The organism is Saccharopolyspora flava (genome assembly GCF_900116135.1).
Taxonomy (GTDB): Bacteria; Actinomycetota; Actinomycetes; order Mycobacteriales; family Pseudonocardiaceae; genus Saccharopolyspora; species Saccharopolyspora flava.
On sequence record NZ_FOZX01000006.1, the window covers coordinates 230,355 to 243,767 of the forward strand.

The 13,413-nt window shown below is 68.7% G+C and carries 13 protein-coding genes; 9 read left to right on the forward strand and 4 right to left on the reverse strand.

What is annotated here, in order from left to right:
* Positions 1 to 89: 89 nt before the first annotated feature.
* The gene (locus BM424_RS18955) at positions 90 to 1,931 is read left to right on the forward strand and encodes an acyl-CoA dehydrogenase (protein WP_093419796.1); all 1,842 of its coding nucleotides are present in this window, start codon (positions 90 to 92) and stop codon (positions 1,929 to 1,931) included.
* A gap of 73 nt (positions 1,932 to 2,004) precedes the next feature.
* Here BM424_RS18955 and BM424_RS18960 read toward each other — a convergent pair whose 3' ends face one another.
* On the reverse strand, positions 2,005 to 3,276 hold the full coding sequence (locus BM424_RS18960) for a glycosyltransferase family 87 protein (protein WP_342742635.1): 1,272 nt from the start codon (positions 3,274 to 3,276) through the stop codon (positions 2,005 to 2,007).
* A gap of 80 nt (positions 3,277 to 3,356) precedes the next feature.
* Complete coding sequence (locus BM424_RS18965; RefSeq protein WP_093419801.1) at positions 3,357 to 4,124, reverse strand: deoxyribonuclease IV; 768 nt, start codon at positions 4,122 to 4,124, stop codon at positions 3,357 to 3,359.
* A 177-nt stretch (positions 4,125 to 4,301) separates the two neighbouring features.
* Between BM424_RS18965 and BM424_RS18970 the strand changes: the two genes are divergently transcribed.
* The 8 genes from BM424_RS18970 to BM424_RS19005 all read left to right on the forward strand — a co-directional run bounded on the left by BM424_RS18970 (position 4,302) and on the right by BM424_RS19005 (position 11,690).
* Entirely contained in the window at positions 4,302 to 5,225 is a 924-nt protein-coding gene (locus BM424_RS18970; RefSeq protein WP_093419803.1) for a hypothetical protein, read from the forward strand.
* Positions 5,226 to 5,377: 152 nt separating this feature from the next.
* Positions 5,378 to 5,728 carry a 30S ribosomal protein S6 gene (rpsF, locus tag BM424_RS18975; protein ID WP_217649758.1) on the forward strand — a complete coding sequence of 117 codons (351 nt, stop codon included), beginning with the start codon at positions 5,378 to 5,380 and terminating at the stop codon, positions 5,726 to 5,728.
* 44 nt (positions 5,729 to 5,772) lie between these two features.
* Positions 5,773 to 6,258 (forward strand): single-stranded DNA-binding protein, encoded by a 486-nt coding sequence (locus BM424_RS18980; protein WP_093419806.1) that lies wholly within the window; start codon positions 5,773 to 5,775, stop codon positions 6,256 to 6,258.
* Positions 6,259 to 6,310: 52 nt separating this feature from the next.
* Positions 6,311 to 6,547 (forward strand): 30S ribosomal protein S18, encoded by a 237-nt coding sequence (gene rpsR, locus BM424_RS18985; RefSeq protein WP_093419808.1) that lies wholly within the window; start codon positions 6,311 to 6,313, stop codon positions 6,545 to 6,547.
* A 20-nt stretch (positions 6,548 to 6,567) separates the two neighbouring features.
* The gene (rplI, locus tag BM424_RS18990) at positions 6,568 to 7,020 is read left to right on the forward strand and encodes a 50S ribosomal protein L9 (protein ID WP_093419811.1); all 453 of its coding nucleotides are present in this window, start codon (positions 6,568 to 6,570) and stop codon (positions 7,018 to 7,020) included.
* Between the two features lie 485 nt (positions 7,021 to 7,505).
* Positions 7,506 to 10,571: a replicative DNA helicase gene (locus BM424_RS18995; RefSeq protein WP_245775963.1), complete on the forward strand. Its 3,066-nt coding sequence runs from the start codon at positions 7,506 to 7,508 to the stop codon at positions 10,569 to 10,571.
* A 39-nt stretch (positions 10,572 to 10,610) separates the two neighbouring features.
* Positions 10,611 to 11,090 carry a DinB family protein gene (locus tag BM424_RS19000; protein WP_093419812.1) on the forward strand — a complete coding sequence of 160 codons (480 nt, stop codon included), beginning with the start codon at positions 10,611 to 10,613 and terminating at the stop codon, positions 11,088 to 11,090.
* 195 nt (positions 11,091 to 11,285) lie between these two features.
* Complete coding sequence (locus BM424_RS19005) at positions 11,286 to 11,690, forward strand: GNAT family N-acetyltransferase (protein ID WP_245775964.1); 405 nt, start codon at positions 11,286 to 11,288, stop codon at positions 11,688 to 11,690.
* 6 nt (positions 11,691 to 11,696) lie between these two features.
* On the opposite strand, the gene BM424_RS19010 is transcribed toward BM424_RS19005, so the two are convergent.
* Complete coding sequence (locus tag BM424_RS19010; protein ID WP_139274100.1) at positions 11,697 to 12,314, reverse strand: class I SAM-dependent DNA methyltransferase; 618 nt, start codon at positions 12,312 to 12,314, stop codon at positions 11,697 to 11,699.
* A gap of 10 nt (positions 12,315 to 12,324) precedes the next feature.
* On the reverse strand, positions 12,325 to 13,140 hold the full coding sequence (locus tag BM424_RS19015; RefSeq protein WP_093420147.1) for a methyltransferase domain-containing protein: 816 nt from the start codon (positions 13,138 to 13,140) through the stop codon (positions 12,325 to 12,327).
* Positions 13,141 to 13,413: the final 273 nt, after the last annotated feature.

Below are 13,413 nucleotides of genomic sequence, written 5' to 3' on the forward strand. Positions count from 1 at the left end.
AGTTACCGCCAGGTAATACCCTCTTGTTACCGACGAGTAAGGGCTCGGTGCCGGGCCCACCCGCAGCAGCGCGCAAGAGGGAGCCTTCGATGGGCCACTACAAGAGCAACGTCCGAGACCTCGAGTTCAACCTGTTCGAGGTCCTCAAGGTGCAGGACCGACTGGGCAAGGGCGCCTTCGAGCAGTCCGACCAGGACACCGTCCGCGGCGTGCTTTCCGAACTCAACGACCTGGCCACCGGCCCGCTCGCCGAGTCCTTCGTCGAGGGCGACCGCAAGGGCGCGCACTTCGACCCGGCCACCCACTCGGTCACCCTCCCCGAGGCCTTCAAGAAGTCCTACCAGGCCGTCATGGACGGTGAGTGGTGGCGACTGGGCCTCCCGGACGAGCTGGGCGGCTACGGCATCCCGCCGACCGTCACCTGGTCGGCCGCCGAGCTGATCCTGGGCGCCAACCCGCCGATCTACATGTACATGGCCGGCCCCAACTTCGCGACGATCCTCTGGAAGAACGGCACCGAGGAGCAGAAGAAGTGGGCCGAGCTCATGATCGAGCGCGGCTGGGGCGCCACCATGGTCCTCACCGAGCCCGACGCCGGCTCCGACGTCGGCTCCGGCCGCACCAAGGCCGTCCTGCAGGAGGACGGCACCTGGCACCTCGACGGCGTGAAGCGGTTCATCACCTCCGCCGACCAGGACATGACCGAGAACATCATGCACCTGGTGCTCGCCCGCCCCGAGGGACCCGGCATCGAGAGCAAGCCCGGCACCAAGGGCCTGAGCCTGTTCCTGCTGCCGAAGTACCACTTCGACGGCGAGACCGGTGAGCCCGGCGAGCGCAACGGCGTCTACGTCACCAACGTCGAGCACAAGATGGGCATCAACGCCTCCGCCACCTGCGAGGTCACCTTCGGCCAGCACGGCACCCCCGCCAAGGGCTGGCTGCTCGGCGACGTCCACGACGGCATCGCGCAGATGTTCCAGGTCATCGAGTACGCGCGGATGATGGTCGGCACCAAGGCCATCGCCACGCTGTCCACCGGTTACCTCAACGCGCTGGACTACGCCAAGGAGCGCGTGCAGGGCGCCGACCTCACCCGCAGCACCGACAAGACCGCCCCGCGCGTCACCATCACCCACCACCCCGACGTGCGCCGCGCCCTGATGCTGCAGAAGGCCTACGCCGAAGGCCTGCGCGCCATCTACCTCTACACGGCGGACTTCCAGGACCAGATCGCCCAGGGCCAGCACGACGGCAGCGACGTCAGCCTCGCCGAGGCCGTCAACGACCTGCTGCTGCCCATCGTCAAGGGCGTCGGCTCCGAGCGGGCCTACGAGATGCTCACGCACTCGCTGCAGACCCTCGGCGGCTCCGGCTTCCTGCAGGACTACCCGATTGAGCAGTACATCCGGGACGCCAAGATCGACAGCCTCTACGAGGGCACCACCGCGATCCAGGCCCAGGACTTCTTCTTCCGCAAGATCGTCCGCAACAAGGGCCAGGCCATCGGCCACGTCGCCGCCGAGATCCAGAAGACCCTGGAGAACTCCGACGCCGACGAGCGCCTCAAGGAGGAGCGCGAGCTGCTCACCCGCGCCCTCGGCGACGTCCAGGGCCAGCTCGGCACGCTGTTCGAGTTCCTGACCTCCGCCCAGGAGGAGATCAAGAACATCTACAAGGTCGGCCAGCACGCCGTCTCGTTCCTGATGTCCGTCGGTGACCTGCTCATCGGCTGGAAGCTGCTGCAGCAGGCCGAGATCGCGCTCGCCGCCCTCGACGCCGGTGCCGGCAAGGACGAGTCGTTCTACCAGGGCAAGGTCGCGGTCGCCCGCTTCTTCGCCAAGAACGTCCTGCCCGAGCTCACCGGCCGCCGCAAGATCATCGAGGCCGCCGACAACTCCCTCATGGAGCTCGACGAGTCCGTCTTCTGATCCGGCCCCCGCAACGAGAAGGGACCCGCGACCACCCGGTCGCGGGTCCCTTCTCCTTTCCCCGACCGACGTGTCAGCCGAAACGCCGGGAACCCGCGGTCTCCACCGCGCGCGACTCGATGGTCGTGCGCGCGGCCAGGAACGCCACGAACAACCCGATCAGCAGCGCCGCCCGCCCCCAGACACCGATCATCAGCGCCTGCGCCGTGAAACCGTCGTGAATCCCGCTCGGCTCACCCGCGTTGCCCAGGTACAGCCACCGGAAGATGCCCACGCACATCGCGAAATCCGCCACCAGGTACGCCACGATCCAGCCCCAGCGCACCTGCACCAGCACGAAGAACGGCAACAACCACAACGTGTACTGCGGCGAGTGCACCTTGTGCAGCAGCAGGAACCCGCACAGCATCGCCGCCGACACCTGCACCCACGGGTACGTCCCGGTCCTCTCGTAGCGCAACCAGCCGATCCAGCACGCCAGCGCGAACGACACCAGCATCAGACCCGGCGAGACGATCCCCATCGCGTCCTGGAAACCCTCATCGCCGGTCCAGTGCCGGAAACCCCAGTACCAGATGGAATTCGTGCTCAGATCCACCTGACGCCGCGACTGGAACTCGAACGACGCCGCCCAGCCCTGAAAACCCGCCAGCGCGAACGGCACGTTCACCAGCACACCCGTCGCCGCCGCCGAACCGGCCACCCGCAACGCGCCCCGCCAGTCCCGGCCGCCCTCGGTGAACACGTACAGCATCAGCGGCAGCACGAAGATCGCCGGGTACAGCTTCAACGCGAAACCCAGCCCCAGCAGCACCGCGGCCACCGTCGACCGCCGCGCCAACGACGCCCGCCACCGGTGCATCACGAACACCGCCGCCACCGCGCTCGCCACCACCGGCAGGTCCCAGTTGTGGTCCGCGTACAGCACCAGCGGCGGCCCCAACGCCCACAGCAGCGCCCGCCACCGGCTCAACCGGCCCAGCCACCACGCCACCGCCAACCCGAACGGGGCCATCAGCAGCGCCGACGACAGCAGGAACCCCGCGTCGGTGTCCACGAAGAACGCGCCCGCCCAGATCAGCACCCCGGTCAGCACCGGGTACTCCACGACCCCGCCCCACAACGACCCGTCCGGATCGATGCCGCCGTGCACGTACGGGAACACGTGCCGATCGATGTCCCGGCCCAGCCACAGGTTCTGGATGTCCGAGTAGCAGACGTCCCGGTAGGAGCGCATCTGGTAATCCGGCCCGGACCGCCCCCACTCGTTGAACTCCGGCCCGGTGCACCGCGCCTTGTTCGCGTACCCCAACGCCAAGGTCACGGCCGTCAGCAGGCACAACACCGCCAACGCCGACACCGTCAAGCCGCGCGCGACCCTGATACCGGGCTCCTCTCACCCGGCAGCGCCGGGACCACCGACGTTCAGCTCGACTTCGACCGGAGGAACTCGATGTCGGCCGCCTGACCCTCGTCCGGGGTCTCCACCACCACCGGCGCGCCCGCCTTCGACACCACGCCCACCAGCAGCTCCGGGTCGATCAGACCCGAGCCGATGTTGGCGTGCCGGTCCCGCGACGACCCGAACTCGTCCCGCGAGTCGTTGAGGTGCACCAGATCGATCCGGCCCGTGATCGCCTTGACCCGGTCGACCACGTCCAGCAGCTCCTCGCCCGCCGCGTGCGCGTGGCAGGTGTCCAGGCAGAACCCCGCGCCGAACTCGCCCACCGCGTCCCACAACCGCGCCAGCACGTCGAACCGCCGGGCCATCGCGTTCGCGCCGCCCGCCGTGTTCTCGATCAGGATCGGCACCTCGAAACCGCCCTCGTCGGCCTGCCGCTCGAACAGCTTGCGCCAGTTCGCGATGCCCTCCGCCGGGTCGTCGTCCTTGGTGACGTGCCCGCCGTGCACGATCAGGCCCTGCGCGCCCACCTCGGCGGCGGCCTTCGCCTGCTGCGCCACCGACTTCCGCGACGGGATGCGGATCCTGTTGTTCAACGACGCCACGTTGATCACATAAGGTGCGTGGATGAAAACGGCGACGTCGCCGTCCCGCAGCCGCTCGGCCTGCGGGTGCGGCTTCGGCGCCTTCCAGCCCTGCGGGTCGGACAGGAAGAACTGCACCACCTCCGCGCCGCGCTCGGCGGCTGCGGCCAGCGGATCGTCATCGCGAACATGAGCGCCGATACGCATGGCACGCAGTCTATTCGTCCCGCGCGACCGGATCCGGGAACCGGGGCCGTCCGGAGTGTTCCACGATGTGGGACATCAACGGATTTGCCGGAATCCCGCAACCAACGGCGGTACTCACGCGTTAGGAGCTTTGAGACAGTGTCTGTCGTTCCGGAGCCGTTCGCGGGGAGGCGAGCCATGGGTACCTGGGGAAACCCCAACCCGCTGATCAAACCGAACGCGCTCCGACGCACCGTAGCCGCGGGCGCGGCCGGTGTGGCGATCTTGGCGGGAACCTGCCTCGGAGCGGGAACGGCGAGCGCCGCCGAGCCGCTGGTCGTCGACCACTCGATCGCCATCGTCTCCGGTGAACCCGGTCAGCAGATCTCCGTGCTGCCCAAGACGCTGGACTTCAAGCTCAACCAGGCCGTGCTGCTGGCGATGCCGCTGGCCTTCGGGGCCGCCAACGACGCCTCCTCGACCTTCGCCGCAGGCAGCCCCATCGAGCTGGGCGTCGCCGAGCCGGGCACCAACTCCTTCTCCGGCCGCGAGATCGCCCAGGCCGCGACCCCGCGCCTGAGCTCCCTCGGCCTGCCCGAGGACAAGCTGGAAGCCGTCCGCTTCCACTTCACGAACCTGGTCAGCCTCGGCAACTCGGTCACGGTCAACACCCCGGAGCCGGAGGAGGAGCCGCCGCCGTCCTCCGAGCAGCCGGCCCCGCCGCCGCCCGAGTCGACCCCGGCTCCGGCCCCGGCCGAGCCGCCGCCGTCGGCCCCCTCGACGAGCCCGGTGCCGACCGTGCCCAGCGCCAACGGCGCCCCGGCCGCGGTCAGCATGCTGCCGCCGAGCCTGCGCGGCGCCGCCCTGCCGTGGGCGCAGGCCCGCTACGGCTCCATCCCGAACGTCCCGGGCATGGCTCCCGACGTCGGTGACCTGGCGCGCCAGGCCCAGGAGCGGCAGCGCGTCCAGGACGAGCAGGAGGAGATCCGCGCGGCCGGGCAGGCCGAGGCGCTGCCGACCGAGGTCTCCGAGCGCGTCGCTCTGCCGGTGCTCATCGCCGCGATCTCGCTCGCGGTGGTCACCGCCGGGCTCGTCCGCGCCTGGGTCCTGCGCCGTCACTGACGCGGGCTTCCTGACCAGGGACGGGGTCCCAACACACCGAGGCGAGGCCGATGTCCTCGCTGTCGGTGCCCCTTGCTAGCCTTGACCGGTTCGTTGACGCGAACGACCCTCCTGCCACGGAAAGTCCGTGGCCGTGAGTCCACAGGAGGTGAATGGTCTTCATGCGTCACTATGAGCTCATGGTCATCCTGGACCCGAGCCTGGACGAGCGCACCGTCGCTCCGTCCCTGGAGAACTTCCTCAACGTCGTCCGCAACGACGGTGGCACCGTCGAGAAGGTCGACGTCTGGGGCCGGCGCCGGCTGTCCTTCGAGATCAAGAAGAACTCCGAGGGCATCTACGTCGTCCTGGACCTCAACGCTGAGCCGGCCACCGTCAAGGAGCTGGACCGTCAGCTGAACCTCAACGAGTCGATCCTGCGGACCAAGGTCCAGCGGAAGATCGTTGAGCCCCGCAAGGCCGCGCGTGCCGCCAAGGCCCGTGCCGCCAAGGCGACTGCCTGATCAACGCCCGTACCCGCTGACGACCAGACTGGAGTCCCCAGGTCATGGCTGGTGAAACGGTAATCACGGTGGTCGGCAACCTGACCGCCGACCCGGAGCTGCGCTTCACCCCGTCCGGTGCCGCCGTCGCGAACTTCACGATCGCGTCCACGCCCCGGACCTTCGACCGCCAGAGCGGTGAGTGGAAGGACGGCGAGGCGCTGTTCCTGCGCTGCAACATCTGGCGGCAGGCCGCGGAGAACGTGGCGGAGTCGCTGACCCGGGGCATGCGGGTGATCGCGCAGGGTCGTCTGCGCCAGCGGTCCTTCGAGACCAAGGAAGGCGAGAAGCGCACGGTCGTCGAGCTCGAGGTCGACGACATCGGGCCCGCCCTGCGCTACGCCACCGCCAAGGTCAACAAGGTCAGCCGCGGCGGCGGCGGTTTCGGTGGCGGCAGCAGCGCCCCGGCCGGTCCGCCGGCCGACGACCCGTGGGGTTCGGCCCCGCCGGCGGGGTCCGGCGGCGGCTTCAGCGACGAGCCGCCGTTCTGACGGTCGCCGCAGCTAACGCTTGAGGTAAGTTTTTCGTTCGGGAGGAAGACCCATGGCCAAGGCGCCTGTGCGCAAGCCGAAGAAGAAGGTCTGCGTGTTCTGCAAGGACAAGGCCACGCTGATCGACTACAAGGACACGACGCTGCTGCGGAAGTACATCTCCGACCGCGGCAAGATCCGTGCCCGCCGGGTGACCGGCAACTGCAGCCAGCACCAGCGCGACGTCGCCATCGCGGTGAAGAACGCGCGTGAGATGGCCCTGCTGCCCTACACCTCGACCGCTCGCTGATCTGAGAAAGGAGTCACGTCATGAAGATCATCCTCACCGCTGACGTGTCCGGCCTCGGCGAGTCCGGCGACATCGTCGAGGTCAAGGACGGTTACGCGCGGAACTACCTGCTGCCCCGCAACCTGGCCATCGTGGCCACCAAGGGTGCGCAGAAGCAGGTCGAGACGATCCGCCGCGTCCAGGAGAACCGCCGGGTGCGGAACCTGGAGCACGCCCACGAGCTCAAGCAGCAGCTGCAGAACCTGGACGCGGTCACGCTGACCGCCAAGGTCTCGCCGCAGGGCAAGCTGTTCGGCTCGATCACCAGCGGCGACGTCGTCGCCGCGGTCCGCAAGGCCGGTGGCCCGAACCTCGACAAGCGTTCGGTCTCGCTGCGCGGCCACATCAAGTCGCTGGGCAAGCACGTCGTCGACGTGCAGCTGCACCCGGACGTGACGGCCAACGTCAGCGTCCAGGTCACCGGCGAGCAGTGACCCGGTAGTACCGGATTCTTCAAGCGGCATCGTCCACTCCGGCATTCGTGTGACGGGGTGGACGATGCCGTCTCCCGGCCGTGCACCGGCGGTGACGATGATCTTCGGCTGATCACCCACCGCTGTTGAGTGCGACACGCCGATGGTGGCGACACGCCGGGAGTTTTCCACGGATTTCTTCCACAGCCTTCGTCAACGCTGTGAACTGGGGTTTTCGTTTCTTCCACGTCACTTGTCCCCAAGTTGTCCCCAGCTGCGGGGAAGGCTGTCCGGAGTTGTCCCCAGCTCGGTTCAACCTATCCACAGGTTGTCCCGAGGTTTGTCCACAACTTGAGTTGCCTGCTCTATGCGGGCGATCTAGCTTCGCGCGCGTACGCCCCTGCCTACGGACCGTCCTCGGTACCGTGGCCGGAACGCGCGCAGGAAACGGTCGCCGTGGCGAGCACGGACGACAGGCTGCTGGCCGGAGGAGGTGACGGGTTCCGGTGACGGTTCCCGACGAGCGGGAGGACGACCCGTACTTCACTGACGACGGTGGAGGTGCACCCGGCGGCGCCAGCACGTTCGAGCGCCAGCCCCCGCAGGACCTGGCGGCCGAGCAGTCGGTGCTCGGCGGCATGATGCTGAGCAAGGACGCGATCGCCGACGTCGTCGAGGCGCTGAGCCCGAACGACTTCTACCGGCCCGCGCACCAGGCGATCTACGACTGCATCCTGGACCTCTACGGCCGCGGCGAACCGGCGGACGCGATCACGGTCTCGGCGGAGCTGGAGCGACGCCAGGAGCTGACCAAGGTCGGCGGCGCCCCGTACCTGCACACCCTCATCGCCACGGTCCCCACGGCCGCCAACGCCGGCTACTACGCGGAGATCGTCTCGGAGAAGGCGATCCTGCGCCGCCTCGTGGAGGCGGGCACCCGCATCGTGCAGCTGGGCTACCACGGCTCGGAGGGCGCGGCGATCGAGGAGGTCGTGGACCGCGCCCAGGCGTCGATCTACGACGTCACCGAGCGCAAGGCCAGCGAGGACTACCACGCCCTGGAGGAGCTCCTCCAGCCCACGATGGACGAGATCGACGCGATCGCGTCCCGCGGCGGCGAGTCCCAGGGCATCCCCACCGGCTTCGCCGACCTCGACGCCCTCACCAACGGCCTCCACGCAGGCCAGATGATCATCGTCGCAGCCCGACCGGGTGTCGGTAAGGCACTGGCTCTGGACACCCCGCTGCCCACGCCGGACGGCTGGACGACGATGGGCGAGGTCCAGGTCGGCGACCACCTGATCGGAGCCGACGGCAAGCCGACCGAGGTCGTGGCCGCGACCGAGGTCATGCACGACCGCCCCTGCTACGAGATCGAGTTCTCCGACGGCACCACGGTCACCGCCGACGCCCAGCACCAGTGGCGGCTGGACGACGGAACGGTCCTCACCACCGAGGAGCTGGCGTCGATCGGTCCTGCGGTGGTGGCGCACCGCCCGGACCTGAAGTTCACCGACGTCCAGCCGGTGGAGAGCGTGCCGGTCAGGTGCGTCGAAGTGGATTCGCCGGATCACCTCTACCTGGCGACGCGGTCGATGATCCCGACGCACAACTCCACGCTGGGACTGGACTTCGCCAGGTCGGCGTCGGTGAAGCACGGGATGGCGAGCGTCATCTTCTCGCTGGAGATGGGGCGCACCGAGATCGTGATGCGCTTGCTCTCCGCCGAGGCGCGCATCCGGCTGGGCGACATGCGCGGTGGTCGCATGACCGACGACGACTGGACGCGGCTGGCCCGGCGGATGAGCGAGATCAGCGAGGCGCCGATCTTCGTGGACGACTCGCCGAACCTGACGATGATGGAGATCCGGGCCAAGGCGCGGCGGCTCAAGCAGCGCCACGACATCCAGCTCATCGTCGTCGACTACATGCAGCTGATGACCTCGGGCAAGCGCGTCGAGTCCCGTCAGCAGGAGGTCTCGGAGTTCTCCCGAAACCTCAAGCTGCTGGCCAAGGAGCTGGAAGTCCCGCTGGTCGCGATCTCGCAGCTCAACCGAGGCCCGGAACAGCGCACGGACAAGAAGCCGCAGCTCTCCGACCTGCGCGAATCGGGTTGCCTCACGGCCAACACCCGGCTGATGCGTGCTGACACCGGCGCGGAGGTGTCCTTCGGGGAACTCATGCGCACCGGTGAGCGTCCGGTCGTGTGGTCGCTGGACGAGCGGATGCGTCTGGTCGCGAAGCCCGTCACGAACGTCTTCTCCAGCGGTACGAAGGAAGTGTTCAAGGTCCGGCTCGCTTCCGGGCTGGAGGTCGAAGCGACGGCCAACCACCCGATGCTCACGCTGGACGGCTGGATGCCGCTGGGCGAGCTCGTCGAGGGCTCCCGGGTGGCGGTGCCGCGTCAGCTGCCGGAACCGCTGGAGACCAAGCCGCTCCCGGAAGCCGAGATCGTGTTGTTGGCGCACCTGATCGGTGATGGCTCGGTGGTCAAGCGCCAGCCGATTCGCTACGCCAGCGTCGACGAGGAGAACCTGGCCGCCGTCACCGAGGCTGCTGAGCACTTCGGCATCACGGCGGTTCGCGACGAGTACGCCGCCGCGAAGGTGACGACGCTCCGCCTGCCGGCCCCCTACCGGCTGACGCACGGCAAGCGGAACCCCATCGCGGCGTGGCTCGACGGGATGGGCCTGTTCGGCTTGCGCAGCCATGAGAAGTTCATCCCGAAGCAGGTCTTCGAGCTGCCGAAGGAGCAGATCGGGCTCTTCATCCGTCATCTCTGGGCGACCGACGGTTCGGTCCGCTGGGACGACGTCGCCGGGCAGGGCCGGATCTACTACGCGACGACGAGCCGTCGACTCGCTGACGACTTGAGCCGCCTGCTCCTGCGGATCGGCGTGCTGGCGCGGATCAAGCCGACGACGAAGGGCAGCTACCGCACCTGCTACCACGTGGTGATCTACGGGGTGGAGAACCAGCTCGCGTTCCTCGATGGTGCGGGCGTGCACGGTGCTCGCGGCCTGCGCGCCATCGAGGTTGCCGCGCACCTCCGCGAGATCGTGGCCAACACCAACCGCGACACGGTGCCGAAGGAGGTGTGGGGCCGGGTTCGCGAACTGCTGGCCACCCGCTCCATGACGCACCGGGACTTCGCCGAGCGGATGGACACGCAGTTCTGCGGCTCGGCGATGTGGAAGCGCGCCCCCAGCCGAACTCGCCTGGCCCGCGCCGCGACCGTGCTCGAGGACGCCGACCTGGAGATGCTCGCCACCAACGACGTCTACTGGGACGAGATCGCCGAGATCACCAGCATCGGCGAACAACCCGTCTACGACGCCACGGTCGACGGCACGCACAACTTCATCGCGGACGGCGTCGCCATGCACAACTCGCTGGAGCAGGACGCGGACATGGTCATCCTGATTCACCGGCCGGACGCGTTCGAGCGGGATGACCCGCGGATGGGTGAGGCGGACCTGATGGTCGCCAAGCACCGCGCCGGTCCCACGGCCACGATCACCGTGGCCCACCAGCTCCACTACAGCCGCTTCGTCGACATGGCCCAGGAGTAGGGCGGGCAGTCCGAACCGATGTCGTGATGGGAGAGGCCGATGGGTGCTTCCGACGTGCTGATGGACGACGAGCGCACCCAGCTCGACGCGTTCGTCGAGGACTACCGCGCCGCTGTTGAGGCGACGCTCGACGGTCTCACCGAGGAGCAGGCTCGTCGTCGGCTCGTCCCGTCGGCGACGACGTTGCTGGGGTTGCTCAAGCACGTCACGTGGATGCAGCGGGTGTGGTTCGAGGAGTGCGTCGGCGGCGCGTCCCGCCGGGAGCTGGGGCTGGTGCGGAGTCCGGACGAGTCCTTCCGGCTCTCCGATGACGACACCATCGCGTCGGTCACGGCCGCTCACCGGGAAGCCTGCGCGACGGCGCGTTCGGCGGTCGCGGACCTGCCGCTGGACACCGTCGTGACCGGCCACCGGGGTGGGCCGCGCACGCTCCACTGGGTGTACCTGCAGGTTCTCCGCGAGCTCGCCCACCACTGCGGGCACGCCGACATCCTCCGCGAGCAGCTCCTCGCCGACTGAGTCGTCGCCGCTGGTGATCAGCGATGCGGGTCTTTCACGGCGTTTTCGGGCTGAGATGCTCGGGGTATGGGTGCGTGGGTGTTTTCGCAGGGTGTTGTGCCTGGGGACGTGAGTTCCGCGCGGCGGGCGGAGTTGGTGCGGTGCTGGGTCGACGTGTCGAACGCCGGTGGGGCGGTGGGGTTTCCGTTCGCCCCGGTGGATGAGGACGAGGTCGCTGCGGCGGTCGACGCGATCGTGGGTGCGCTGGACCCGGCGACCTGTCGCGTGGTGATGGCCTCGGACGGCGAGGAGTTGGTGGGGTGGCTCGTCATCCGGCGGGACACCTTCGCGCTGATCTCGCACTGGGGGATGCTGCACCGGGTGCAGAGCCGTCCGGAGCGGCGTGGCGAGGGCGTCGGGAGTGCGTTGATGACCGAGGCGCGGCGGATCGCGCGCGACGAGATGGGCTTGGAGCAGCTGCGTCTCGCCGCGCGCGCCGGCATCGGTCTGGAGACGTTCTACGGGCGGCTCGGCTGGAAGGAGATCGGCCGGTGGCCGGGTGCGCTCCGGCTCGGTCCCGGTGACGACCGGGACGAGGTGCTCATGTTCCTCCAGCTCTGATGCCGGTCAGCCGCGGGCCAGCAGGAACGCGTGGGGTGAGCGTTCGCCTTCGGGCTGGCGGACGAGGGTGGCGTGCGGGGTGAGTCCCGCGTCGGTGAGCCGGTCGGCGACGTCCTCGGGGGTGTGGCGGAGGAAGGTCAGGTCGATGGCGCGGTCGTAGGCCTCGGTGAGGTGGAGGGTGTCGGCGCCGGTCTGGAACGCCAGCAGGATCAGGCCGCCGGGCGCCAGCGCTCGCCGGAACTCGGCGAAGACCGCGGGCAGGTCCTCGGGTGCGGTGTGGATGATCGAGTACCAGGCGACGATGCCGCCGAGCGAGGCGTCCGCGGTGTTCAGGTCGGTCATCGAGCCCTGGGTGAAGTGCACGTCGGGGAGCTGTCGGCGGGCGTGGGCGAGCATCTCGGCGGAGAGGTCGATGCCGAACACGTCGACGCCCAGGCGGTGCAGGACGGCGGTGCCGTTGCCGGTGCCGCAGCCGACGTCGGCGACGCGTCCGGAGACGAGCTCGGCGAACGCGGTGAGCATCGACCGGTCGAGGGGTTTGGAGTCGACCTCGTGGAGGGCGTGGTCGGCGTAGTCGGCGGCGATGAGGTCGTAGGAGGCCGCGGTGCGGGCGTAGTCGGTCACCCGGGACACGTTATGCGCCGGGGACGACGCTCCAGGCGCTGATCAGCGGGGGCAGCACGACGACGGCGTCGGGGTCGGCGGAGGCGCGGAGGCGTTCGGGCAGGTCGTCGAGGTCGCTGACGTCGTCGACGTCGAGTCCGAGCTGGTCGGCGACGGGTTTGAGGGAGCGCCACACGCCGACGAGGTACTGGACGACCTCGGGGTCGGTGGCGGCGCTGACGCAGCCGCCCATCGTCATCTCGGGTGCGGGGAGTCCGGCGGCGCGGAAGGTGCGGTGCAGCGAGGTGCCCATCTCGGTGTTGGCGCCGGCGGCGTGGAAGCAGTGGACGATGAGCTCGACGAGGCGTTGGAACAGCGGGGGTTCGGGGACGGTGGCGACGGCGCTGATCTCGAAGTCCTGGAAGGTCACGATGCCGCCTGGTCTGACCAGTGTGGACAGATGGCGGACGGCGGCGGCCGGGTCGGGCAGGTGCATGAGGATGAGGCGGCCGGTGACGGCGTCGAAGGGTTCCTCGGTGTCGAGCGCGAAGATGTCGCCGCGGAAGAAGGTCGCGTTGACGCCCTTGTCGGCGGCGCGTGCGGTGGCGATGTCGAGGATGGACTGCTGGGCGTCGACGCCGACGACGGATCCGGTGGGGCCGACGATGCGCGCGGCGGAGATCGAGACGTCGCCGGGTCCGCAGCCGACGTCGAGCACCCGCATGCCGGGTGCGAGTCCGGCGAGGCGCAGGGCGTGGGCGGTGTGACCTGCGTAGAGGCGTCCTTGCAGCAGGAGGCGCTGGATCTCGGGGTCGTCGTGGCCGAGCGAGTAGTTCGCCTCGTTCATGGTGCTCTCCGCAGCGTTGGAGTGCAGCAGGTCCCACACCTTAACCACGTGAACGGGCGGGATCCGCTTGAGTTGCGGGTGGTGGGGTGTCCGATTTCAATGGAAATCCGGGTCCTGATTTCCGTTGAAATCGGGACGCGAATTCTGTTGACAGCACAACGAAAACGAGAAGTCCTCAGTGGACGCGATTACTACTAGTGCGTGAAGTTCCTTGCGATGTCGCTGGTTCAGGTGACGTGAGGCTACGTCGGGTAGTGCAGTAGCGTGTGCTTC

What these genes read in the sequence shown, in the direction of transcription:
- BM424_RS18965 (WP_093419801.1), bottom strand. Translation starts at nt 4,124, where the DNA reads ATGCGTATCGGCGCTCATGTTCGCGATGACGATCCGCTGGCCGCAGCC.
- rpsF (WP_217649758.1), top strand. Translation starts at nt 5,378, where the DNA reads ATGGTCTTCATGCGTCACTATGAGCTCATGGTCATCCTGGACCCGAGC.
- BM424_RS18970 (WP_093419803.1), top strand. Translation starts at nt 4,302, where the DNA reads ATGGGTACCTGGGGAAACCCCAACCCGCTGATCAAACCGAACGCGCTC.
- BM424_RS19000 (WP_093419812.1), top strand. Translation starts at nt 10,611, where the DNA reads ATGGGTGCTTCCGACGTGCTGATGGACGACGAGCGCACCCAGCTCGAC.
- rpsR (WP_093419808.1), top strand. Translation starts at nt 6,311, where the DNA reads ATGGCCAAGGCGCCTGTGCGCAAGCCGAAGAAGAAGGTCTGCGTGTTC.
- BM424_RS19015 (WP_093420147.1), bottom strand. Translation starts at nt 13,140, where the DNA reads ATGAACGAGGCGAACTACTCGCTCGGCCACGACGACCCCGAGATCCAG.
- BM424_RS18955 (WP_093419796.1), top strand. Translation starts at nt 90, where the DNA reads ATGGGCCACTACAAGAGCAACGTCCGAGACCTCGAGTTCAACCTGTTC.
- rplI (WP_093419811.1), top strand. Translation starts at nt 6,568, where the DNA reads ATGAAGATCATCCTCACCGCTGACGTGTCCGGCCTCGGCGAGTCCGGC.
- BM424_RS18980 (WP_093419806.1), top strand. Translation starts at nt 5,773, where the DNA reads ATGGCTGGTGAAACGGTAATCACGGTGGTCGGCAACCTGACCGCCGAC.